We start from the raw sequence: 22031 nt of genomic DNA on the forward strand, positions 1-22031 counted from the left end.
CGGGGATGTAGCACGCTTGTAGTTATACTACATGAATCGGCTTTTTGCCTGCTCAATGCGTAACTCAATGTCCCCATTTCATGCGACATACGCTCCATGTAGCCCTTTCGGCCTTTGTAGCAGCTGGCGAAGCCTGCAGCTACAAAGGGTTGGCGTCGCGACGTAAAAGCTCGGCCAGGTCGGCGGCCTCGACCGGACGGCTGACCCAATACCCCTGCACTTCATCGCAACGCTCGGTTTTCAGAAACTCCAGCTGCTCCGGCCGCTCAACACCTTCAGCCACCACTTTCAGTGACAGGCCGTGGGCCATGGCGATGATCGCCCGGGTGATCGCCGCATCCTCACTGCTCTCCCCCAGACCACGGATAAATGCCTGATCGATTTTCACGTAATCCACAGGAATCCGCTTCAGATAACTCAGCGAGGAATAGCCAGTGCCAAAATCGTCGATGGCCAGTTTCACCCCAAGGTCGCGCAACTGCTGGAAGGTCGCAATGATGTGCTCGACGCTGTCCAGCAACTGGCTTTCGGTGAGTTCCAGTTCCAGGTAATGCGGCGCCAGACCGGTTTCCTCCAGCACCTGGCGCACCAGGCTGACCAATTTTCCCTGACGCAGTTGATGCACCGACAGGTTGACCGACACTCGAATCGGCTCCAGGCCCTGACGCTGCCACTCACACGCTTGCCAGCAGGCCTGACGCAAAACGAACTCGCCGATAGCGCTGATCAGCCCGGTTTCCTCGGCCAGGCCGATGAAATCCCCCGGCGGTACCTGGCCCAGGGTCGGGTGATTCCAGCGTACCAACGCCTCGGCGGCATTCAGCCGGCCGGTGGGGAGGCAGAGTTTCGGTTGATAAAACACTTTCAACTGCTTTTCTTCGATGGCTTTGCGCAACTGGTTCTCGAGCTGCAAACGCTCGAGCGTGCTGGCTTGCAGGCTGTCTGTATAGAACTGGAAGTTGTTGCCGCCCAAGTGTTTGGCATGCTGCATGGCCATGTTCGACTGGCTGACCAGCGCGGTAATCTCCCGCGCGGTGTCCGGCAACAGGCTGATGCCCATTGACGCGCTCATCACCAATTCATGCCCCTCGACGGTGATCGGCAAACGCAGCTTGGCCGACAATCGGGTCGCTACGCGCGCCAGGCTCGACAGGTTGCCATAGGCATCGAACAGCACCGCAAATTCATCGCCGGACAAACGGGCAATGGTGTCCGCTTCCGGCAGCGCATTGACCAGGCGCCGGGACATTTTCTGCAACAGTTGATCGGCGATTTCGTGGCCGAGGCTATCGTTGAGCAGCTTGAAACGGTCCAAATTGATGTGCAGCAACGCCAAGCTACGCCGACCGCCCTGACGCACCCGCTGATGAGCCTCGCGCAGCCGTTCGCGGAACAACGAACGGTTGGCCAATCCTGTGAGTTCGTCGTAATGGGTGAGGTAGCGCATGCGCTCTTCGGATTCACGCCGCGCGGACAGATCGGCGAAGAAGCCGACAATATGACTCACATTTCCCCGCGCATCGCGCACGGCATTCAATTGCAGCCATTGCGGATACAACTCGCCATTCTTGCGTGTTTCGACCAATTCGCCTTGCCAGGTGCCGTGCAGTTCCAGCGCCTGATGAATCGCGGTGTAATGCCGGCGGGCATCGCGGCTGCAGGGCAAATCGACTACGTTACGCCCGAGCATGTCGTCGATGTCGTAGCCGGTCACTCGGCTGAAGGCCTGATTGACGGCAATCAGCGCGTAATTCGGGTCGAAAATCACAATGCCTTCGCTGGCCGCCTCGAACACTGTCGCCGCCAGTTGACGCTGTTCTTCCAGGCCCTTGCTGGCGCTGATATCGCGGCGGGTGCCGACCATGCGGATCACCCGGCCGTTCTCGGCGCGCTCCACCGCTCGACCACGGTCCTCGATCCAGATCCAATGGCCATCGCCATGCCTTACCCGATACTCGATCTGATAATCCTCGCTGCGACCCTTCAAATGCTCGACCAGCGCACGCCTGAGCGATGGCAAGTCGTCGGGGTGCAGCCTGGGCTTGAGGTGGCGGAGCATCGCTGTCACGAATTCCGGCTCCAGGCCAAACAGCTCCTGGAGTTGGGTGTGATGGACTTCGTCTGTCTGCAGGTTCCAGTCCCACAGCCCGAGTTCGCTCGCCTTCAACGCCAGCGCCAGCCGCGCTTCGCTCTTGCTCAAGGCCTGATTGGCGGCGTCCAGTTCCAGACTGCGTTGTGCGACCCGGTTTTCGAGATCGACCTGAGTTTCACGTAATTCGTCTTCAGCGCGGCGACGCTGGTCGATTTCCTTGGCCAGTTCGTGGTTGAGCTGATCGCTGCGACTTTGCGCCTGCTGCAAATGCTCGATCAGGGCCTGATTTTGAAAGCGTCGCAGCAGCCCTTGGTTAATCAGCCGATTGACCTGCCAGGCGACCACGCTCAACGAACCCAGCAAAATCAGGCCAAACCAGCCCCAGCCCTGTTCTTGCTCATCGCCGCCCCAGAACAGATAGCCGATGGCCGGCAATAGACAGGGCAAGGTAAAGGACAGAAAAGCCGGCAGGCTGACGGCATAAGCGACGCTGGCCGAGAGGGCCGCGGCGCCGATCAGGCCGAACACCCAGGCTTGCTGCATGAAATTGTCAGCGGGCACCAACGCGATGCCGGCACAAGCCAGGGTCAGGCCAGTCATGGCAGAGCCGAGCATGAACATGCGACGCCAGACCGGATGGGCCTGACGGTTGGGAATCGCCGAATCGAAGGCCGCGACCTGAATCACCCGCAACGCCACCAGCGACAATAACCAGATCAACCAGACGCTGACCACGAAGTAACGCTGTGGGCTCCAGAGCAGGCCGGCACATACCAGACCGTTGATCAGCATAAACAGCGTAGGCAACAGCGAGCCCTGATACAGCAGACGCGTGCGTTCGACCGCCATTTCCATGGCGTACTGTTTGCGGATAACCCGGGGCTCCACAGAGGGGCCCGACAGGTCGGAGCTGAGGGTCATAGGCAATGTTCTTGTTCTTATAGTGAGCATGCGAGCCCGAATTGTGGACGGAGCATACACAAGCAAATGCCCGGACCAAACAGCCCAAGGTCATAAAATAGACGAAAGTTTGAGCCGCCCACCCCGGTACAAAAGCGGCCAGACGAGCTCCGCCAATGCTTGCAGCCGGTGACCGACCGGTCGTCATCGGTGCTTCTTTCATCGGCTAATGCAAAGCTCGGTTTGCCCGGTGTGACGGCGCACCCTAGAATGCCCCGATGCGCGATGATCTCTCCCTTCTGCTGAACTCCCTCAACGATGCCCAACGTCAGGCCGTAGCTGCCTCCGTGGGTCGTCAGTTGGTCCTGGCCGGTGCTGGCTCCGGTAAAACCCGAGTGCTGGTGCACCGTATCGCCTGGTTGATCCAGGTCGAAAACGCCTCACCCCACTCCATTCTGTCGGTGACCTTCACCAACAAGGCCGCTGCCGAGATGCGTCATCGCATCGAGCAGCTGATGGGTATCAACCCGGCCGGCATGTGGGTCGGCACCTTCCACGGCCTGGCGCACCGCTTGCTGCGGGCGCACTGGCAGGAAGCCGGCCTGAGCCAGACCTTCCAGATTCTCGACAGTGACGACCAGCAACGGTTGGTCAAGCGGGTGATCCGCGAGCTGGGCCTGGACGAGCAACGCTGGCCGGTCCGACAGGCCCAGTGGTTCATCAACGGGCAGAAAGACGAAGGTCTGCGTCCGCAACATATTCAAGCCAGCGGCGATCTGTTCCTGGCGACCATGCGCAGCATTTATGAAGCCTATGAGGCCGCGTGCCTGCGCGCCGGCGTCATCGACTTCTCTGAACTGCTGCTGCGCGCCCTCGATCTGTGGCGCGATAACCCGGGACTGCTCGCCCATTATCAGAAGCGCTTCCGGCACATTCTGGTGGACGAGTTCCAGGACACCAACGCCGTGCAGTACGCCTGGTTGCGCCTGCTGGCCAAGGGTGGCGACAGCCTGATGGTGGTCGGCGACGACGATCAGTCGATCTATGGCTGGCGTGGCGCGAAAATCGAGAACATTTATCAGTATTCCGACGACTTCCCGGATGCCCAGATCATTCGTCTGGAGCAAAACTACCGCTCCACCGCCGGGATCCTCAAGGCCGCCAACGCCCTGATCGCCAACAACACCGGGCGCATGGGCAAAGAGTTGTGGACCGATGGCGGCGAAGGCGAAGCAATCAATCTGTACGCCGCCTTCAACGAGCATGACGAAGCACGCTACGTGGTTGAAACCATTGAAAGTGCGCTGAAAACCGGCTTGGCTCGTAGCGATATCGCGATTTTGTACCGCTCTAACGCTCAATCGCGCGTTTTGGAAGAAGCCTTGCTGCGTGAACGCATTCCGTACCGCATCTATGGCGGTCAGCGCTTCTTCGAGCGGGCAGAAATCAAGAACGCCATGGCGTACCTGCGTTTGCTGGAAGGCCGTGGCAACGATGCGGCCCTGGAGCGGGTGATCAACGTTCCGGCCCGTGGCATCGGCGAAAAAACCGTCGAAGCGATCCGCGATCATGCGCGCCACAGCCATGTGTCAATGTGGGAAGCCATGCGTCAGCTGGTGGCCAACAAAGGCCTGACTGGCCGTGCTGCCGGCGCCCTGGGGGCGTTTATGGAGCTCATTGACGATCTCGCCGCCAAGTGCCTGGAAATGCCGCTGCATTTGATGACCCAAACCGTGATCGAGCAATCGGGGCTGATTGCCTACCATCAGGCGGAAAAAGGCGAGAAAGGCCAGGCCCGGGTAGAAAACCTTGAGGAACTGGTCAGCGCCGCGCGCAACTTCGAAAACCCGGAAGAGGATGAAGAGCAGTCGCCCCTGTCAGCGTTCCTCGGTCACGCCTCGCTGGAGGCCGGAGACACCCAGGCCGACGAACACGAAGACAGCATTCAGTTGATGACCCTGCACAGTGCCAAGGGCCTGGAATTCCCTTACGTGTTCCTGGTGGGCATGGAAGAAGGCCTGTTTCCGCACAAGATGAGCCTGGAAGAACCCGGCCGTCTTGAAGAGGAACGCCGCCTGGCCTACGTCGGAATCACCCGGGCGATGCAAAATCTGGTACTGACTTATGCTGAAACCCGACGCCTGTACGGCAGCGAGACCTACAACAAGGTGTCGCGTTTCGTACGTGAAGTGCCGAAAGGCCTGATCCAGGAAGTGCGGCTGTCCAACAGCGTCAGCCGTCCGTTCGGCGGTGGCCAGCAGCAGAGTTCCAGCAGCCTGTTCGGCGGCAGCGAGATCCCGGACACCGGGTTCAGCCTCGGCCAGACGGTGCGGCATTCGGTGTTCGGCGATGGCGTGATCCTGAATTTCGAAGGCGCCGGCGCTCAGGCGCGGGTGCAGGTGAACTTCAGCGAAGGCAGCAAGTGGTTAATGCTGGGTTACGCCAAGCTGGAAGCGGTATAAACACAACCGAGAGCTTTTTGTGGGAGCGGGCTTGCTCGCGAAGAACGATGACGCGGTGCCTCTGATACACCGAGGTGCTGCCTTCGCGAGCAAGCCCGCTCCCACATGTTGATGCCCTGACTCCTACAGAACTTATCCACTCGTCCTACAGACCAAAGTTAACAGGCCTTATTGCGCTGGCTGAAGCTGAACACAACCTGTCAGGCAAAAGCCCGAAACACTCTGCCGCTAGCCAGTAACACTTCAGCTGTGCAACATGGCGCGCGTGCCTTCCACAAATGGGAATTCCCTTTATGAAACGTTTTCTTAGCATCGCCATGGCGTTGTGCATTGGCCTGACGATGAGCCTCGACGCCAATGCTGCCAAGCGCTTTGGTGGCGGCAAGAGCTCCGGCGCTGCGCCGACTCACCAGACCAGCCAAATGGCTCCTTCTTCTGCTGCAGGCGGCGCTGCTGCCACTGCTGCCACTGCGGGCGCGGCCGGTGCTGCTGGCGCCGCTACCAAGGCCAGCGGTGCTTCGCGCTGGCTCGGCCCTCTGGCCGGTATCGCTGCCGGTGGCCTGCTGGCCTCCATGTTCATGGGCGACGGCTTCCAGGGCATGCAGATCTTCGACATCCTGATCATGGCGGTCATCGCCTTCCTGGTCTTCCGCTTCATCGCCGCCCGTCGTCGCAAGCAGCAGGAGCACATGGCTCCAGCCGGCGCGCCGATGCAGCGTGAAGTGTTCGAACAGAAACCATCAGCCATGGGTTCGATCTTCGGTGGCTCGGCTGCACCTGCTGCCGCTCGTCCGGTGATCAACGCGCCAGCCTGGTTCAATGAAAACAACTTCATTGAAGCGGCCCGCAACCACTTCCAGTCCCTGCAGCAGCATTGGGACGCCAACGAAATGGACAAGATCGCCGAGTTCGTGACTCCGCAACTGCTGGAGTTCCTCAAGCGCGAACGTGCTGACCTGGGCGACGGCTTCCAGTCGACCTACATCGATAACCTCCAGGTACAACTGGACGGCGTTGATGACCGTGCGGACAAGACCATCGCCACCCTGACCTTCAGCGGCGTGTCGAAGTCCTCGCGTTTCGACCAGGGCGAAGTGTTCAGCGAAAGCTGGAACATGGAACGTCCACAGGGCGAAAACCAGCCTTGGCTGGTGGCCGGTATCCGCCAGAACGGCTGATCACTTCCCGCGTTTCACCTGTTGTAATAAAACCCCGGCCTCGGCCGGGGTTTTCTATTTCGCGGTTGCATCTATAGCGAGCTACTGTATAAACCGCCCCAACTAAACCGCGCCATCAAGCAAGAGGATCCCGGACGTGGAAGAAATCATCGAACAACTGCGTGAAGCCAACGAACCGGTACCGGTCCCCTTGGAATTGCCTGACGAAGATCAGATTGTGGAAATCGAAGAGCAACTGTTCATCGACATCCCGTTCGTCTTCAGAGAATTTTTGCTGACCGTCAGCGACGTGGTCTACGGCAGCCTGGAGCCGGTGACCGTCACCGACCCGCAGTCCCACACCTACCTGCCAGACGTTGCTGCCAACGCCTGGGATGCAGGCGTGGATCGCAGCATGATTCCGATCTGCCAGGACGGTGACAATTACTACCTGGTCGAAGAAGACGGCACCGTGGTGCTGTGGCTGGCCGAAGAAGAGCTGATCGCCGAAGAAACCTGGGAATCGGTATGGCACTGGGCGCGGGACGTCTGGCTGGAAAGCTGATCCACCCTGATGCACCGCGTGGTCAATGCCCGGACGAGTCCTTGTGATTGTCCAGCGTTTCCAGCAAGGCCACCTGCATCCGCGTATGCACGCGAATGAACCAACGCCAGAGCAGCGCCGCCACCGCGGCCGCGACTATGACGATCAGCACCAGCAACTTGTTGGTCGGCAGAATACTGGCCGACAAGGCTGCCAGCAGCAGGAAAATCACCAACAGCGAGAGGATCGGGATCACTTCGGCGATCACCCGACGCACTCGCTGTGTGTGGCGGCCGGCCATTTCCGGCTTCACGCCCATCTCTGCCAGCAACATCGACAGCGCCTTGAGCTTGCGATAGGCGGCGATCAGGAACGGCAGTGACAACAGTAACGCCCCGCCCCAGATCAGCGCTTTCTGCCAGCTCGGGTCGCTGATCCAGTCTTGCAGGTAAACGGACATGCGCTCGGCAAAGAACGCGCCCGAGAAAAAGATCGCAATCACCAACGCCAGATTCACCCCTACCTGCAACAGAATCCGCCGAATCATCGACGCCAACAGTGCGCCCTCACCCTGAGGCTGAATGCTGCGCAGCCATTCGCCATACATCCCCAGCACACGGCTCAGGCGCTGTGGCATCACTGCAGCAAGCTTGATCGACAGCGGATCAGCCGCGCGAATCAGATACGGCGTCAATAGCGTGGTTATCACCGAGACGGCCACCGCCACCGGGTAGAGAAAGTTGCTGGTGACCTGCAGCGTCATGCCCAACGCCGCGATGATGAAAGAGAATTCGCCAATCTGTGAAAGCCCCATCCCCACGCGCAGTGAGGTGCGTCCGTCATTGCCGGCGATAAAGGCACCGAGGCCGCAGGACAACATCTTGCCCAGCACCACTGCCACGGTGATCACCGCGATCGGCCTGGCGTATTGCAGCAGGATCATCGGGTCGAGCATCAGGCCTATGGCGACGAAGAAAATGGCACTGAACAAGTCGCGAACCGGCTCGATCAACTGCTCGATCTTCAGCAGTTGCCGCGATTCGGCCATGATCGCGCCGATCAGGAACGCGCCGAGGACCATGCTGTATTCAAGTTTGACCACCAGCAGACAGAAGCCGAAACAAAGGCCCAGCACGGTGATCAGCAGCATCTCATTGCTTTCGAATTTCGCCACGTAGGCCAGCAGTCGCGGCACCAGCAGAATGCCTATAACCAGTGCGACAATCATGAACAGTGAAAGCTTGCCGACCGTGGAAAACACTTCGCCGGAACTGACGGTGCCGCTGACCGCGATGCTCGACAGCAACGCGATGATGCCGATACCGAGGATGTCTTCGACAATCAACACGCCGAAGATCAGCTGGGCAAAACGCTCGTTCTTCATCTTCAGATCATTGAGCGCCTTGACGATGATGGTGGTCGAGGAAATCGCCAGGATCGCGCCAAGGAACAGCGAGTCCATGGTATTCCAGTCGAACCAGCGGCCGATTTCATAGCCGATCCAGATCATCAGGACGATTTCCAGGAAGGCCGCGATGAACGCCGTGGCGCCAACCTTGAACAGCTTGCGCAGGCTGAATTCCAGGCCCAGGCAGAACATCAGGAAAATCACCCCGAGCTCGGCAAGGGTTTTGATGGTTGCTTCGTCGTGGATCAGGCTGAACGGTGGCGTATGCGGGCCGATGATGAAGCCGGCGACGATATAGCCAAGTACCACCGGCTGTTTGAAACGATGAAAGAGCACGGTCACCACACCCGCGATCAACATGATCACTGCCAAATCCTGAATGAAGCTGATGGCATGCATGGCGTGTGGCTCCTTGGGGTGGGCTTTTGAAGGGTAACATCGCGACTTCCGGCGGAAAGAGGGTGCAATATATGGAAACAGATAGATTCCGGCGTGACGGCGGCCCCCCGCCCGGCGTCCCGATAACTGTTGGTTTGAAAAACCAAGCGCCCGCAGAGGTGTAACCCCGAATCCTGCCTTGAACCCGTGAGTACGTTATGGAACCCGGAAACGCCCAGCTGTCGATGACGGTATTGATGACCCCCGACATGGCCAATTTCTCTGGCAATGTCCACGGCGGCACCCTGCTCAAATACCTCGATGAAGTGGCCTACGCCTGCGCCAGCCGCTATGCCGGCCGCTATGTGGTAACCCTGTCGGTGGATCAGGTGATCTTCCGCGAGCCGATTCACGTCGGTGAACTGGTGACCTTTCTGGCCTCGGTCAACTACACCGGCAACACCTCGATGGAGGTGGGCATCAAGGTCGTGACCGAGAACATCCGCGAGCGCTCGGTGCGCCACACCAACAGCTGCTTCTTCACCATGGTCGCGGTGGATGACCAGCGCAAACCGGCCGCAGTCCCGCCGCTGCAGCCGCAGAACAGTGAAGACAAGCGTCGGTACATGCAGGCCCAGCAGCGTCGGCAGATTCGTCAGGAACTGGAAAAGCGTTATCAGGACATCAAGGGCGACGCCTGAATTCAGTCAGTTTGACGGTGTTCATTAGATCGTCTTCGCGAGCAAGCCCGCTCCCACAATGGATCTTCAGTGCACACAGATTTCGTGTACGACAGAGAACCAGTGTGGGAGCGGGCTTGCTCGCGAATGGAGTCGACGCGAAGGTCAGAGGCTGATCGCTGTTGCCTCAAACCGCACCCGCGGATGGGCGATCCGGTCCTGCGCCCGCACCAGTTCCAGCTCATAGCTGGCGCAGGCCTGGGTTTCCAGCATCACTTCATGCACTGCCGCCGCGGTGAATTCGAAGGCGCTCACCAGATTGTCACCCTGCAGCACACGCGCCAGGAACAGCCCGGCGGTCAGATCGCCAACGCCCACCGGCTGACGCGGAAACGCCAACAGCGGCCGACGCAGGTGCCAGCTGCCTTCAGCGGTCACCAGCAACATCTCGAAGCCCTCCGCCGGTTTGCCGGGATAGTCCAGGTGCTTGACCAGCACCGCCTTCGGACCACGAGCCAACAGCGCCCGCGCCATGGCCAGGCAATCGAACAATGACTGCGCCTTGCGCCCCGAGAAGCTGTTCAGCTCCAACTGGTTCGGGCACATGAAGTCGGCCATTGCCGCCGCCTCTTCCAGCAGAAAATCGCTGACCTCGGCTGGAACGGTACAGCCCTTCTCCGGATGGCCCATCACCGGGTCGCAGAGGTATAGCGCTTTGGGATTGATCGATTTGATTCGTTCCACGCCCGCGAGAATCGCCCGGCCCTGGGCCGCGCTACCGAGGTAGCCGGACAACACAGCATCGCAATTGCCCAGCTCACCGATCGCCGCGATGCCTTCCACCAGTTCCGGAATCTGATGCGGGGCCAGTACTTCACCGGCCCACTGGCCATATTGCGTGTGATTGGAGAACTGCACGGTATTGAGCGGCCACACGTTCACCCCGACCCGCTGCATCGGGAAAACCGCGGCGCTGTTGCCTGCGTGGCCGAACACCACGTGGGACTGGATGGCGAGCACATGGGGCGTACGTTTCATGCGGTGAGTTTTCCGTCAAACGATTGAAATTCGAGCCGCGCAGTATGCGACTAAACGCAGCCTGTACGACAGACCGGCGACGCAGTTAAGCTGGCACTATCTTGTTGGAGCACCCTGTTGATGCTGACCCTCGGAAATATCTTCGTGCTGATGCTGCTCGCCACCGGTGGCGCGTGGTTGTGGCACAACCACGGCTTGCGCGAACGCGCGCTGGAGCGGGTCATACAGCATTGCGCCAAGCTGCGGATCGAGCTGCTGGACGGCAACGTAGCCTTGAAGAAGATCGCTTTCATTAAAGACGCCAATGGCCGTCGGCGCCTGGCCCGTGTGTATAACTTCGAATTCACCGTGACCGGCGAAACCCGCCACACCGGCACCATCACCCAATTCGGCGCCCATAGCGCGCAGATCGAGCTCGCGCCTTACCCGATGCCGTTCGATGACACACCGCCGGTGGTCGACATCACGAAGCCCAGAGCTGAGGTGATTGAACTGAGTCAGTGGCGGCAAGAACACACGAAGTGGCGTCCTTGAAGGTAGTTGTTGTCGGTTAAATCCATTCGCGAGCAAGCCCGCTCCCACATTTGATCTGTTGTGCTGCACAACTTGTATGCACACCACAGCCCCCCTGTGAGAGCGGGCTTGCTCGCGAAGAGGCCTTCACAGACTGTGCAAAAAAATCAGCTAGTTCGCTTGAACCCTGCATCCCGCCAGACCTTCCTGCAGCACTTCAACAACCTGCGCCTCACTGAAAATCAGCTCGATACGCGAATCCCGACGCCATTCGCTGGGCTGCCAATCCAGTAACGAGTTATCCAGCGCATTCGCCGACACCCAACCCTCGACACTGTGGATAACCAACTTCGCCCGCCGCCATTCAAGGCGCTCAAGCCACTTCCCGATCAATACGGCATCGAATATCTGACTCGGATGCCACCGCCATCCAACGCTCCAGCCACCCTCCTGTGCCTGACTCAAGCAAATCGGCAACGTGGGGTCAGTCCAGATGGCCGGCATCTGCGCCAATCCCTTGGGCACGACAAAGTTATCCACACCCGCGACAGCCTGAGCCCCGAGCCCCGGTAACTCGCTCAACGGCAAGACGGCTTGCTGCGTCCAGTACAAAGGACGCATCGGCAACTGTGTGGCGATTCGCTGGCGATCACTGTCGTCGAGGCCTTCTGCCTTGTTCAGCAACAGCAACCCGGCACTGCTTAAGGCTTGCTGTTGCGCCTCAGGCAGCGCTTTTCCGGCCGCGAGCGCCTGGGCGTCCAACACCAGCACGCACGGCTGCACCGCCAGGACACCTTGCCACGGCGCCTCACTCAATTGCCTGAGTAACTGCGCCGGATGTCCCAGGCCTGAGGGTTCGATGAACAGTCGATCCGGTCGTGCCTTGCGCAGCAACCGCCCGAGACCGATCTGAAACGGTGCACCATTGACGCAACACAAACAGCCTCCGGCCACTTCCCCCAGTGCGATACCATCGGCGTCCTGGGTCAACAGCGCGGCATCCAGACCGATCTGGCCGAACTCGTTGATCAACACTGCCCAGCGCTCACCCACGGGCCGTTGCGCCAGCAGGTGCTTGATCAGGCTGGTCTTGCCGGCACCCAGCGGGCCGGCAATGACGTGGGTGGGAATGTTCTGCAACATGGTCGAGGTTTTCTGAGGAGGTAAAGAATGCGGTTGATGGGATGGTCGTTGCTTCTGGCGCTCACATCGGGCGAAGCGCTGGCTCAGGCCTGCGTGGTGCACAGCACGGCTGAGCGGCTCGACGTGAAAGTTTGCCAGCAAAACCGCAGCATCCCGGAAAAACTGTTCGCCGACGGATTCTGCCAGCCGAATCTGCCCGGGCAGAAAGTCGAGGTGCAGTACGTCGACCAATGCCCTACCGGCGCGTTCGGGGTGTGCAGCAATGCTCAAGTCGCCAATATGCCTTACCGGCAGGATATTCACTATTACGGCGTGGCCACCGATGCGGTGTATTTGAAGCCGTTTTGCGAAGCCCAGAGCCAGGGAACCTGGCTCAAACCTTGAACCGCTAACTCAGCCAGTCCAGGGTCAGAATCAAACGACGCTCGCCCGGCGCCGGCTGCGGCGAGCGGTGGATCAAACCGAAGCCTTCGTTGCCGTGCCACTTCTCCCCTTTAAGCAACGCCACTTCGCCGCTGGTGATTTGTTGAATCAGCGAACCGTCCTGTGGTTCCGCCTCAGGTTTGCCTAATTGCCGGCGATCCATCGCCCCTTCTTTCAGCCATTGGCTGCCAATACCTGCGTAGGTGGTGATCAACCGCACCGGCACATGATCGACGTGGAAACGCGGGCACATGGCTTTGTCCAGAACCCGCAGACGCAGGCCGATACGCTGGGCGCCCAACAGGCAGGCGAAGGCGCTGACCAGCCAGGAAACATCGGCGATAAAGCCTTCGTAGCCTTCAAGGTCGCTGAAGCCTGAGGCTAAACCGTGGAGATTGGGTTCGGCGTCATCGCCGGGCATTTCCAGGGACAGCGCCTCGGCCAACGGCTCGTTCAGGGACAACAACAAACGACCGAAATCGGCAATGTGCGCCGGGAGTTGGCGCTGCCAGAGGGCCAGGTTCACGCCGTCGTCCAGAATTCCGGTCAGCGCTTTTGGCGTATCACCTTGAACCTGGCGAATGACCGGTCGCAGCTTCAGACTGGGCGCCAACATCATGCAGCCGCCTCTTCGTGCCAAGGACCAAACGGATCAGGCAGTAACTGCCAGCCCTCGACACCCAAGGCCATCTCAGCATCCGTAAGCAGGCAGTTATCGAGTTCGACGGTGAGTTGCGCGAAATCGATGTTCTGGCCGATAAACACCAGCTCCTGACGGCAATCACCGGTGGCGGCCGTCCAGTTTTCCATGATCCCGGCAGTGCTTTCTTCATCTTGCGGCCACTGGTTTTTCGGCACGAAACGCCACCAGCGTCCGGCAAAACCGTGACGCATCAAGCCGCCGGCCTGGGACCAGCTGCCAGCATCCCTGTGTTTGCTGGCCAACCAGAAAAAGCCTTTGGAACGCAGCAATTTGCCGTTCACCCACGGACGGTCGATGAAGCTGAAGAAGCGCTGTGGATGAAACGGTCGCCGCGCCCGATAAGCCGTGGAGGCGATACCATATTCCTCGGTTTCCGGCACGTGTTCACCGCGCAATTCCTGCAACCATCCCGGCGCCTGAGCGGCTTTTTCGAAGTCGAAGCGCCCGGTGTTGAGGATTTTCTTGAGCGGCACTTCGCCCATGACCATCGGAATGATTTCGGCCTGGGAATTTAGCCGCTCGAGGATCGCGATCAACTCCTGGCGCTCGCTACTGCTGATCAAATCGATCTTGCTGATCAGGATCACGTCGGCGAATTCGATCTGCTCGATCAACAGGTCGGTGATCGAGCGTTCATCCTCCTCTCCCAGGGTTTCGCCACGGGAAGCGAGGCTTTCGGCGGCCTGATAGTCGAGTAGGAAGTTCATGCCGTCGACCACGGTGACCATGGTGTCGAGCCGTGCAATGTCGGCCAGACTCTGCCCTTCTTCATCGCGAAACGTGAAGGTTTCCGCCACGGGTAGCGGCTCGGAAATCCCTGTGGACTCGATCAGCAGGTAATCGAAACGACCGTCCTTGGCGAGTTTGCTGACTTCTTCGAGCAGGTCTTCGCGCAAGGTGCAGCAGATGCAGCCGTTACTCATTTCCACGAGTTTTTCTTCGGCACGGTTCAAGCTCACATCGCGTTGAACTTCACTGCCATCAATGTTGATCTCACTCATGTCGTTGACGATTACCGCGACCCGCAAATTATCGCGATTACGTAGTACGTAATTAAGAAGTGTACTTTTTCCGGCGCCGAGAAAGCCCGACAGGACGGTCACGGGGAGACGATTGGGCATCAGGTATTCCTCATCAGGATGTGGCCGGTCAAATCGCACGTTGATGGCGTTCGCGCAGCTCTTCACGTTCTTTGGCTTCAATACACAGAGTGGCGGTGGGTCGCAGCAGCAGGCGCTTAAGGCCGATCGGCTCACCGGTTTCGCGACACCAGCCGTATTCGCCACGAGCCAGGTGTTCGAGGGCTTCGTCGATCTTGTCCAGCAGCTTCTTTTCCCGCTCCAGCAGGCGCAGTTGCCACTGGCGCTGTTCTTCGGCGCTGCCGATATCGGCGGGATCGCTGTGGGGTTCCTGCTCGCGCAACACGTCGAACTCGCCGGCAATGCGCTCCTGCAGCTCGCTGCGCTGAGCCAGTAGCAGGTCGCGAAAGAAGCCTTGCTGGGCATCGTTCATGTAATCGGCGGCGGGTTGAGCGAGCAGTTCTTGTTCAGTCATGGCGGTGGATCATCAGAGCGGGAGTATTTTTATGTTATAGTATAACAATACAAATAAGCCACTCCCCTCTTGCTCGCTGCGACAAAGGGCACGATGCTTTAACCCGTCCGCCCCTTTGAGAAATGCCATGGGAAACGCCCTGAGATTCTCGCTGTTGAGCCTTTCGTTGCTGATCGCGGTCGATGCCAGGGGACAAGTCCCAAGCCTGGCCAACTGCACTCGCAGCGCCAATCTGCTGGCCTGCGTGGATGCCGACGGCAATGCCTACAGCGTTAACACCGTCGGCAACACGATCTATTTGCGCGGCTTCGAAATGGCCGGCAAACGCCAATGGGCGCAAACCAATAGCCGCTACGGGCAATTGACGTTCTTCACGGGCATCGCGTCCGATGGCGAAGCCTGGGTCGGCTACAACCGCCGGGTTGGCTGGACAACCATCAATCGGTTTTCCAGTTCCGGCGGCAGCAGCGGCAAGTTCACGTGTAGCCGGATGACCGGCTGCTAGGCCTGCATCTTTTTCTGTTCCTGTTGCCAGGCGATGTAGCTGTTCATCGGTGGGTTCTTCTGAAAATAGCGCTGCAACCCTTCGAACAAACCATCGGCCACGGCTTGCTGATGGCGGGCAGTCACCAGTCGCTGACTGTCGCGGGCGTTGGAGATGAAGCCGGTTTCCACCAGAATCGACGGCACATCCGGCGACTTCAACACGGCGAATCCCGCTTGTTCCACGCGCTTCTGATGCAGCGTGGTGATGCCCGCGAGGCTGCCGAGCACCGTACTGCCCAACTGCAAACTGGCGGCGATGGTGGCGTTCATCGACATGTCGAGAATCACCCCGGCGAGCATCGGATCCTTGTCCTTGAGATTGAGCAGGCTGGTGGCGCCTAGCAGGTCTGCACCGTTCTCCCGTTGCGCCATGAAGCGCGCCGTGGCCGAGGTCGCGCCGCCTTCGGACAAACAGTACACCGACGCACCTGAAGCGGTGAGACGCGGTGCCGCGTCCGCATGGACTGAGATGAACATGTCGGCCTTGTGCTTGCGGGCAATCTCCACGCGCTTGCGCAGCGGGACGAAGAAGTCGTCATTGCGCACCAGTTTCACGTCGAAGCCCTTCTCACGTTTCAGCCGTTTGGCCAGCAGCTGGGCGATCGACAGCACCACATCTTTTTCCCGCTCACCTTTGGCACCGACCGCGCCCGGATCTTTGCCGCCGTGACCAGGGTCGACCACCACGATGATGTCGCGCTTGGGGTGAGCCTTGTCGGTGACGGGTTCAGGTTTTTCCATCGGCGCCGCTGCGATCTGTGGCGGCGCATCGGTCTTCAGATCGAGTACCAATCGGTGCCCCTGCCCGTCCTGTGGCGGCAGCAGAAAACTGTTGAGCTGCACCGGGCCGCTGAGGTCAAGGACGACTCGCGTATCGCCCTGACCGAAATGTCCGGAGCGAATTGCGCGAATCACCGTATTGTTGAGTGCCAACTGACTGAAGTCGCCACTGAGATTGGCGCCACTCAGATCGATGATCAGCCGTTCCGGAGCGCTCAGAGAAAACGTCTTGTATTGCACCGGCCCGCTCAGATCGAAGACCAGTCGTAGCTTGTCATCGGAGCGCCATAGTCGTGCATTGCGAATTTGCGTGGCCGACGCACTAAAGGGAAATGCGAAGGCCACGCTGGCCAGAATCAGGTTGAGCAAGTGACGTCTGTGCATGGTGAAAGCCCGCTCACGAAAAAGGCATCGTCGATTTGATTGTTATAATATAACATGCCAAATCAACTCCCACGATGGACCTGCTCATGAATGCGCTGACTCTGCCGGATATCGCCGCGCAGGCCTCACGCCAAGCCCTGCCACTCGATTGGGTGGGCATGTGCGGCATTGCTCTTCCTGTTTTACTCGATGGCCAGCGACTGAGTGCAAAGGTCGACACTGGCGTTAGCCTTGACGATGGAGAGGCGCGCGGCATCCATATGTCGCGGCTGTATCTGGCGTTGGAAATGCTTGAGCAGGAACACCTTTCACCCACGTTGTTGCGGCGAGTCTTGCAGAGTTTTCTCAATACTCATGAGGGACTTTCCCACAGCGCTTACCTAAAAATTCACACCGAACTATTGCTCAAAAGACCCGCGCTCATCAGTCCGCTAGCCGGTTGGAAAACTTATCCGGTGAGCATCGAAGCCAGTTTGAAAAACGCGATGTTCCACGTGGAACTAAAAATTGACGTTCCTTATTCCTCAACCTGTCCGTGCTCAGCGGCACTTTCTCGGCAGTTAATTCAGCAGCAATTCGTTGATGATTTTGCCAACAAGTCACTGCAACACGCCGACGTTCTGGCTTGGCTCGGCTCCACGAAAGGCATCGTCGCCACGCCCCATAGCCAACGCAGCAATGCGCAATTGCAGTTGCGTCTGAACGACTACCTGGATGACCTGCCGCTGATCGCCGCGATCAACGATGCGGAAGCCGCCCTCGGCACCGCCGTGCAAACCGCCGTGAAACGCGCCGACGAACAAGCCTTCGCCCTCGCCAACGGCCAGAACTTGATGTTCTGCGAAGACGCCGCCCGACGCTTGAATCTGGCCCTGAAACGCACCCCGGGCATCAACGCCTTTCACGTGCGAGTCGTTCACGCAGAAAGTCTTCACGCCCACGATGCTGTCGCCGAAAGTCGCTGGAATTGGGAGGCCGCATGATCCAATGCCAAGCCTTGCGCTGGGGCGCTCCCGGTCAACCACTCACTCCGCCGGTGGACTTCCAGTTACCCAAAGGAAGTCTGACCGCCATCATCGGTGCCAACGGTTCGGGTAAAAGCAGCCTGCTAAAAGTCATCGCCGGTCTGCAAAAGCCACTGACAGGAAAAGTGATCATTGATGTTCCACGCAAAGGCGGCCTTTCATTCCTGGCTCAGCAACAACACCTGGACCGGCAATTCCCCATCAGTCTGCAAGAGTTGGTGGCCGCAGGTTTCTGGGGCAGCAAACAAACTCCGGAAATTCGCAGCCAGCGACTCAAGTCTGCGCTGGAAGACTGGTGTCTGACCGGCCTGGAACACCGCCCATTGATGGCCCTTTCCGGGGGCGAATTACAGCGTGCCCTGCTCGCCCGGTTGAGTCTCGCCGAAGCCCCCTTGCTGCTGCTCGACGAACCTCACGCCGCGCTCGACGAACTCGGCCAGGCGCTGCTCTGGAAACACATCCACGCCTGGCATGCCGAAGGCCGAACCCTGGTCGTGGTGTGTCACGACCTCGCCGCCGTACGCCAACACATCCCACAAGCCCTATTGATCAAAAGTAGCGGCTGCGTCCTCGGCCCCAGTACCGATCTGATTCGCCAACAACCCCAGACGCAGGTGGCTTGATGATCGCTTCCGCTCAGCTTTGGCAACCGTTCCACGAATTCGTGTTCATGCGCCGGGCGTTGCTTAGTGGTCTCGTTCTGGCGTGCAGCACCGCTCCGCTTGGGGTGTTTTTGATCCTGCGGCGCATGAGCCTGATCGGTGACGCGGTGGCTCACGGCATCTTGCCGGGCGCCGCATTGGGCTTCTGGTTTGCCGGGTTGAGTCTGCCCGCGTTGACCATAGGTGGTCTCGGCGCCGGCCTGAGCATGGCCGGACTGGCCGCCTGGATCACCCGCCGCACCGGCCTGCGGGAAGACGCGAGCCTGGCTGCGATCTACCCGATATCGCTGGCCAGTGGCGTGCTGATCCTCGGTATCGCCGGCAAACGGCTGGACCTGTTGCACCTGTTATTTGGCTCGGCGCTCGCGGTCGACGGGCCGACGTTGACCGGCATGATTTGGGTCTCGGGCTTCAGCCTGCTCGCCATGCTCCTCATCTACAAACCCCTGTTGCTGGACACCCTCGACCCGCTCTTTCTGCAAACCGTCAGCCGCCTCGGGCCATTGGCTCATGGGGTATTTCTGACGCTGGTGGTGCTGAACCTGGTGATCGGTTTCCAGGCCATCGGCGCCCTGATGGTGGTCGGTTTGATGATGTTGCCGGCGGCGGCTTCTCGCTTCTGGAGTCGTCGCTTGCCGGTACTGATCGCCATCGCCGCACTGCTCGGCTGCCTCTCGGTCTGGTTCGGCTTGTTGCTGTCGCTTTATTACTCACTGCCCAGCGGCCCGGCGATCGTGCTGGTGGCTGGCGGCTTGTATTTGCTGTCCGTGGTGTTCGGTCCGGTGCACGGTTTGTTGCGCCGCCCGCCTTTGCTCACATCCCAATGAGGTGTTGCCCGATGCGCGCTTTACTCGTGCTGTTCAGTTTGATGCTGTCGATGTCGTTGTCTGCCGCGGAAAAACTCCAGGTAGTCACCAGCTTCAGCATCCTCGCCGACATGACCCATCAGGTCGGCGGCGACCATATTCAGATCACCAACATGGTCGGGCCGGACGCCGATGCGCATACCTACGAGCCGACTCCGGACGATGCCAAGGCATTGCTCAAGGCCAGATTGATCATCAAAAACGGACTAGGTTTCGAGCCATGGCTGGACCGTCTGGTGACCAGCACCGAGACCAAAGCCGCAGTCATCAGCGCCAGCCATGGGGTCATTCCACGCTCGCTGGATGAAGACGGCGAAACCATTCCCGACCCACATGCCTGGCACAACCTGGCGAACACCGAGTTGTACATCAGCAACATCACCAAAGCCCTGATCGCCGCCGACCCTGCCAACAGAACCGACTACGAACACAACAGCCAGGCCTATCTGAAAAAGATCTACGCCTTGCTCGCCGAGGCCAAAGCCAAGCTCGGTTCGCTGCCGCCGGGTAATCGCAAAATCGTGACCTCCCATGACGCCTTCGGCTATCTCGGTCAGGCTTACGGCATCGACTTCATGGCGCCACAAGGTCTGTCCACCGAGCGCGAACCGTCGGCCACCGAAGTCGCTGCGCTGATCACGCAGATCCGTCAGGCCAAGGTCAAAGCGGTGTTTATCGAAAACATCAAGGACGCGCGCCTGCTCAAGCAAATCGCCGATGAAAGCGGCGCGCACATCGGTGGCACGCTGTACTCCGATGCCCTCGCGGCGAGCGGCCCGGCCAGCACGTTCGCCGGGTTGTTCGAATACAACCTCAACACCTTGTATGAGGCGTTGAGCAAGCCATGATCCGCAAGAATCCTTCAGGTGATCTGCCGTCGATTGCGGAGTCGGCGTATGTGGATAAAACCGCCATCATCTGCGGCAAAGTGGTGATTGGCGAGAACGTGTTCGTCGGTCCGTACGCGGTGATTCGCGCCGATGAAGTGGATGACTCAGGCGAGATGGAGCCAATCACCATCGGCGCCAATTCGTACATTCAGGACGGCGTGGTGATTCACTCCAAGTCCGGCGCGGCGGTGACAATCGGCGAATTCAGCTCCATCGCCCACCGCTCCATCGTGCATGGCCCCTGCACCGTCGGTAACCGAGTGTTCATCGGGTTCAACAGCGTGCTGTTCAACTGCGAAGTGGGCGACGGTTGCGTGGTGCGGCACAACTCGGTGGTCGACGGTCGTGACTTGCCTGAAGACTTCTACGTGCCCTCCACCACGCGCATCGGCCCCAACACTGACTTGTCGCAGTTCCCACCAGTTAGCGTCAGCGCTTCGGAGTTTTCCGAAGACGTGGCGCGCACCAACGTCGATCTGGTGCGGGGCTACAAAGCCCTGCAAAACGAGTTCTGACCATGAGCAGCGTGCTGATTCGCAATGCCCGGCTGGTCAATGAAGGTCGTGAGTTCGACGGTGATTTGCTGGTAAGCCACGGTCGCATCGTCAAGATCGCCAGCAGCATCGAAGGTGAAACGGCCACCGTGGAAATCGATGCCAACGGCCAATGGCTACTGCCGGGCATGATCGATGACCAAGTGCATTTCCGCGATCCAGGAGCGCCAGACAAGGGCAGCTTCCATACCGAGTCTCGAGCGGCGGTGGCCGGCGGCATCACCAGCTTCATGGACATGCCCAACACCTCCCCGGCCACCCTGACTCTCGCCTCGCTGGCCGACAAGAAGCGTCGAGCGGCGACAAGTTCAGTGGCCAATTACGGTTTTCATTTCGGCGTGAGCAATGACAATCTCGACACGGTTGCCGCGCTCAATCCTTGCGAGGTGGCCGGGGTCAAAGTGTTCATGGGCGCCTCCACCGGCAACATGCTGGTGGACGATCCACGGATTCTCGAGCGACTCTTCGCCGAGGTGCCGACCATTTTGTTGGCTCACTGCGAACACACGCCGAGCATTGAGGCCAATGCCGCGAACCTGCGAGAGCTGTTCGGCGAGCACCTTCCGCCAGCCGCTCACCCGCTGATCCGCAACGCCGAAGCGTGCTTTCGTTCCTCCTCTATGGCCGTTGATCTGGCCAAACGACACGGCACCCGGTTGCACGTTTTGCATCTGACTACCGCGCGCGAACTGGCGCTGTTCGAAGACAGACTGCCGGCACAGAAACACATCACTGCCGAGGTTTGTCTGCACCACTTGCTGTTCGACGATCGCGACTACCCGAGCCTCGGCAACCTGATCAAGTGCAACCCGGCGATCAAGACCCAGGCCGACCGCGATGCGTTGCGCAAAGCATTGTTGAGCAATCGACTGGATGTGATCGGCAGTGATCACGCGCCTCATACCTGGGCCGAAAAACAGCGCCCCTACAGCCAGGCGCCGTCCGGTTTGCCGTTGGTGCAACACGCCCTGCCCGCGCTGCTGGAACTGGTGGCCGATGAAGTTTTGCCGATCACCACCCTTGTGGCCAAAACCAGTCACCGGGTCGCCGATCTGTTTGCCATTCCTGACCGCGGCTACCTGCGCGAAGGCTACTGGGCCGACCTGGTGTTGATCAAACCCGAGCCCGATGGCCTTGCCGTTTCCCGGCAGCCGATCCTTTCGCAATGCGGCTGGACGCCCTTCACCCACCATCGTTTTCGCCACAGCGTCACCACCACGGTCGTGTCGGGGCAAATTGCCTGGCACGACCAACGTCTAAATGACAGCTGCCAGGGTTTAGCCCTACGGTTTATGCGCTAGCGCTCGTTGTCGAAAATATTCGAGAACA

General features: G+C 59.5%; 21 protein-coding genes. 13 read left to right on the plus strand and 8 right to left on the minus strand.

Going from position 1 to position 22031, the window contains the following annotated elements; genetic code table 11:
* Nucleotides 1-139 precede the first annotated feature (139 nt).
* Nucleotides 140-3013 carry an EAL domain-containing protein gene (locus tag AB7M29_RS02895; RefSeq protein ID WP_454246290.1) on the minus strand — a complete coding sequence of 958 codons (2874 nt, stop codon included), beginning with the start codon at nt 3011-3013 and terminating at the stop codon, nt 140-142.
* A gap of 257 nt (nt 3014-3270) precedes the next feature.
* On the opposite strand from AB7M29_RS02895, the gene uvrD reads away from it, so the two are divergent.
* The 3 genes from uvrD to AB7M29_RS02910 all read left to right on the plus strand — a co-directional run bounded on the left by uvrD (nt 3271) and on the right by AB7M29_RS02910 (nt 7176).
* Nucleotides 3271-5454: a DNA helicase II gene (uvrD, locus tag AB7M29_RS02900; RefSeq protein WP_217856953.1), complete on the plus strand. Its 2184-nt coding sequence runs from the start codon at nt 3271-3273 to the stop codon at nt 5452-5454.
* Between the two features lie 293 nt (nt 5455-5747).
* The gene (locus AB7M29_RS02905) at nt 5748-6632 is read left to right on the plus strand and encodes a Tim44 domain-containing protein (RefSeq protein ID WP_454246291.1); all 885 of its coding nucleotides are present in this window, start codon (nt 5748-5750) and stop codon (nt 6630-6632) included.
* Between the two features lie 136 nt (nt 6633-6768).
* Nucleotides 6769-7176, plus strand: a complete 408-nt coding sequence (locus tag AB7M29_RS02910) for an SMI1/KNR4 family protein (protein WP_008007803.1) — start codon at nt 6769-6771, stop codon at nt 7174-7176.
* A gap of 22 nt (nt 7177-7198) precedes the next feature.
* Here AB7M29_RS02910 and AB7M29_RS02915 read toward each other — a convergent pair whose 3' ends face one another.
* Nucleotides 7199-8962: a cation:proton antiporter gene (locus AB7M29_RS02915; protein ID WP_454246292.1), complete on the minus strand. Its 1764-nt coding sequence runs from the start codon at nt 8960-8962 to the stop codon at nt 7199-7201.
* Nucleotides 8963-9159: 197 nt separating this feature from the next.
* On the opposite strand from AB7M29_RS02915, the gene AB7M29_RS02920 reads away from it, so the two are divergent.
* Entirely contained in the window at nt 9160-9642 is a 483-nt protein-coding gene (locus AB7M29_RS02920; protein ID WP_007896533.1) for an acyl-CoA thioesterase, read from the plus strand.
* Between the two features lie 144 nt (nt 9643-9786).
* Here AB7M29_RS02920 and pdxY read toward each other — a convergent pair whose 3' ends face one another.
* Complete coding sequence (gene pdxY, locus AB7M29_RS02925) at nt 9787-10659, minus strand: pyridoxal kinase PdxY (protein WP_217856955.1); 873 nt, start codon at nt 10657-10659, stop codon at nt 9787-9789.
* Between the two features lie 120 nt (nt 10660-10779).
* Here pdxY and AB7M29_RS02930 point away from each other — a divergent pair, with 120 nt between their 5' ends.
* Nucleotides 10780-11193, plus strand: coding sequence for a DUF3301 domain-containing protein (locus AB7M29_RS02930; protein ID WP_217856956.1), 414 nt, complete (start codon nt 10780-10782; stop codon nt 11191-11193).
* Between the two features lie 150 nt (nt 11194-11343).
* On the opposite strand, the gene AB7M29_RS02935 is transcribed toward AB7M29_RS02930, so the two are convergent.
* A complete protein-coding gene (locus AB7M29_RS02935) occupies nt 11344-12315 on the minus strand; it encodes a CobW family GTP-binding protein (RefSeq protein WP_454246293.1) in 972 nt (323 codons plus the stop codon).
* A 27-nt stretch (nt 12316-12342) separates the two neighbouring features.
* Between AB7M29_RS02935 and AB7M29_RS02940 the strand changes: the two genes are divergently transcribed.
* Entirely contained in the window at nt 12343-12699 is a 357-nt protein-coding gene (locus AB7M29_RS02940) for an NADH:ubiquinone oxidoreductase (RefSeq protein WP_217856958.1), read from the plus strand.
* 4 nt (nt 12700-12703) lie between these two features.
* Here AB7M29_RS02940 and AB7M29_RS02945 read toward each other — a convergent pair whose 3' ends face one another.
* The 3 genes from AB7M29_RS02945 to dksA are packed head-to-tail and all read right to left on the minus strand — an operon-like array spanning nt 12704 to nt 14995.
* Complete coding sequence (locus tag AB7M29_RS02945; RefSeq protein ID WP_217857063.1) at nt 12704-13354, minus strand: DUF1826 domain-containing protein; 651 nt, start codon at nt 13352-13354, stop codon at nt 12704-12706.
* Nucleotides 13354-14562 carry a zinc metallochaperone GTPase ZigA gene (gene zigA, locus AB7M29_RS02950; RefSeq protein WP_217856959.1) on the minus strand — a complete coding sequence of 403 codons (1209 nt, stop codon included), beginning with the start codon at nt 14560-14562 and terminating at the stop codon, nt 13354-13356. The genes AB7M29_RS02945 and zigA overlap by 1 nt, the downstream gene beginning before the upstream one ends.
* Before the next feature lie 28 nt (nt 14563-14590).
* Nucleotides 14591-14995, minus strand: a complete 405-nt coding sequence (gene dksA / locus AB7M29_RS02955; RefSeq protein ID WP_217856960.1) for an RNA polymerase-binding protein DksA — start codon at nt 14993-14995, stop codon at nt 14591-14593.
* A 127-nt stretch (nt 14996-15122) separates the two neighbouring features.
* Here dksA and AB7M29_RS02960 point away from each other — a divergent pair, with 127 nt between their 5' ends.
* A complete protein-coding gene (locus tag AB7M29_RS02960; RefSeq protein ID WP_454246294.1) occupies nt 15123-15500 on the plus strand; it encodes a glutamine synthetase in 378 nt (125 codons plus the stop codon).
* On the opposite strand, the gene AB7M29_RS02965 is transcribed toward AB7M29_RS02960, so the two are convergent.
* Nucleotides 15497-16705 carry an N-acetylmuramoyl-L-alanine amidase gene (locus AB7M29_RS02965; RefSeq protein WP_217856962.1) on the minus strand — a complete coding sequence of 403 codons (1209 nt, stop codon included), beginning with the start codon at nt 16703-16705 and terminating at the stop codon, nt 15497-15499. The two genes, AB7M29_RS02960 and AB7M29_RS02965, sit on opposite strands and share 4 nt — an antisense overlap.
* An 86-nt stretch (nt 16706-16791) precedes the next feature.
* On the opposite strand from AB7M29_RS02965, the gene folE2 reads away from it, so the two are divergent.
* From folE2 to AB7M29_RS02995, 6 genes are read left to right on the plus strand one after another with little or no spacing between them, the layout of a single operon-like run.
* Entirely contained in the window at nt 16792-17688 is an 897-nt protein-coding gene (folE2, locus tag AB7M29_RS02970; protein WP_217856963.1) for a GTP cyclohydrolase FolE2, read from the plus strand.
* Complete coding sequence (locus tag AB7M29_RS02975) at nt 17685-18353, plus strand: metal ABC transporter ATP-binding protein (RefSeq protein WP_454246295.1); 669 nt, start codon at nt 17685-17687, stop codon at nt 18351-18353. The genes folE2 and AB7M29_RS02975 overlap by 4 nt, the downstream gene beginning before the upstream one ends.
* Nucleotides 18353-19219: a metal ABC transporter permease gene (locus tag AB7M29_RS02980; protein ID WP_454246296.1), complete on the plus strand. Its 867-nt coding sequence runs from the start codon at nt 18353-18355 to the stop codon at nt 19217-19219. Before AB7M29_RS02975 ends, AB7M29_RS02980 begins: the two co-directional genes overlap by 1 nt.
* Before the next feature lie 11 nt (nt 19220-19230).
* Entirely contained in the window at nt 19231-20106 is an 876-nt protein-coding gene (locus tag AB7M29_RS02985; RefSeq protein ID WP_454246297.1) for a metal ABC transporter substrate-binding protein, read from the plus strand.
* A complete protein-coding gene (locus tag AB7M29_RS02990; protein WP_454246298.1) occupies nt 20103-20663 on the plus strand; it encodes a gamma carbonic anhydrase family protein in 561 nt (186 codons plus the stop codon). The genes AB7M29_RS02985 and AB7M29_RS02990 overlap by 4 nt, the downstream gene beginning before the upstream one ends.
* 2 nt (nt 20664-20665) lie before the next feature.
* Nucleotides 20666-22003, plus strand: coding sequence for a dihydroorotase (locus AB7M29_RS02995; RefSeq protein WP_454246299.1), 1338 nt, complete (start codon nt 20666-20668; stop codon nt 22001-22003).
* Nucleotides 22004-22031: the final 28 nt, after the last annotated feature.

It is taken from the genome of Pseudomonas sp. F-14 TE3623, assembly GCF_053629015.1.

Bases quoted from the DNA above. Each gene is read 5' to 3' on its own strand.
- AB7M29_RS02895 (WP_454246290.1), bottom strand. From the start codon at position 3,013: ATGACCCTCAGCTCCGACCTGTCGGGCCCCTCTGTGGAGCCCCGGGTT.
- uvrD (WP_217856953.1), top strand. From the start codon at position 3,271: ATGCGCGATGATCTCTCCCTTCTGCTGAACTCCCTCAACGATGCCCAA.
- AB7M29_RS02905 (WP_454246291.1), top strand. From the start codon at position 5,748: ATGAAACGTTTTCTTAGCATCGCCATGGCGTTGTGCATTGGCCTGACG.
- AB7M29_RS02915 (WP_454246292.1), bottom strand. From the start codon at position 8,962: ATGCATGCCATCAGCTTCATTCAGGATTTGGCAGTGATCATGTTGATC.
- AB7M29_RS02920 (WP_007896533.1), top strand. From the start codon at position 9,160: ATGGAACCCGGAAACGCCCAGCTGTCGATGACGGTATTGATGACCCCC.
- pdxY (WP_217856955.1), bottom strand. From the start codon at position 10,659: ATGAAACGTACGCCCCATGTGCTCGCCATCCAGTCCCACGTGGTGTTC.
- AB7M29_RS02930 (WP_217856956.1), top strand. From the start codon at position 10,780: ATGCTGACCCTCGGAAATATCTTCGTGCTGATGCTGCTCGCCACCGGT.
- AB7M29_RS02935 (WP_454246293.1), bottom strand. From the start codon at position 12,315: ATGTTGCAGAACATTCCCACCCACGTCATTGCCGGCCCGCTGGGTGCC.
- AB7M29_RS02940 (WP_217856958.1), top strand. From the start codon at position 12,343: ATGCGGTTGATGGGATGGTCGTTGCTTCTGGCGCTCACATCGGGCGAA.
- AB7M29_RS02945 (WP_217857063.1), bottom strand. From the start codon at position 13,354: ATGTTGGCGCCCAGTCTGAAGCTGCGACCGGTCATTCGCCAGGTTCAA.
- zigA (WP_217856959.1), bottom strand. From the start codon at position 14,562: ATGCCCAATCGTCTCCCCGTGACCGTCCTGTCGGGCTTTCTCGGCGCC.
- dksA (WP_217856960.1), bottom strand. From the start codon at position 14,995: ATGACTGAACAAGAACTGCTCGCTCAACCCGCCGCCGATTACATGAAC.
- AB7M29_RS02960 (WP_454246294.1), top strand. From the start codon at position 15,123: ATGGGAAACGCCCTGAGATTCTCGCTGTTGAGCCTTTCGTTGCTGATC.
- AB7M29_RS02965 (WP_217856962.1), bottom strand. From the start codon at position 16,705: ATGCACAGACGTCACTTGCTCAACCTGATTCTGGCCAGCGTGGCCTTC.
- folE2 (WP_217856963.1), top strand. From the start codon at position 16,792: ATGAATGCGCTGACTCTGCCGGATATCGCCGCGCAGGCCTCACGCCAA.
- AB7M29_RS02975 (WP_454246295.1), top strand. From the start codon at position 17,685: ATGATCCAATGCCAAGCCTTGCGCTGGGGCGCTCCCGGTCAACCACTC.
- AB7M29_RS02980 (WP_454246296.1), top strand. From the start codon at position 18,353: ATGATCGCTTCCGCTCAGCTTTGGCAACCGTTCCACGAATTCGTGTTC.
- AB7M29_RS02985 (WP_454246297.1), top strand. From the start codon at position 19,231: ATGCGCGCTTTACTCGTGCTGTTCAGTTTGATGCTGTCGATGTCGTTG.
- AB7M29_RS02990 (WP_454246298.1), top strand. From the start codon at position 20,103: ATGATCCGCAAGAATCCTTCAGGTGATCTGCCGTCGATTGCGGAGTCG.
- AB7M29_RS02995 (WP_454246299.1), top strand. From the start codon at position 20,666: ATGAGCAGCGTGCTGATTCGCAATGCCCGGCTGGTCAATGAAGGTCGT.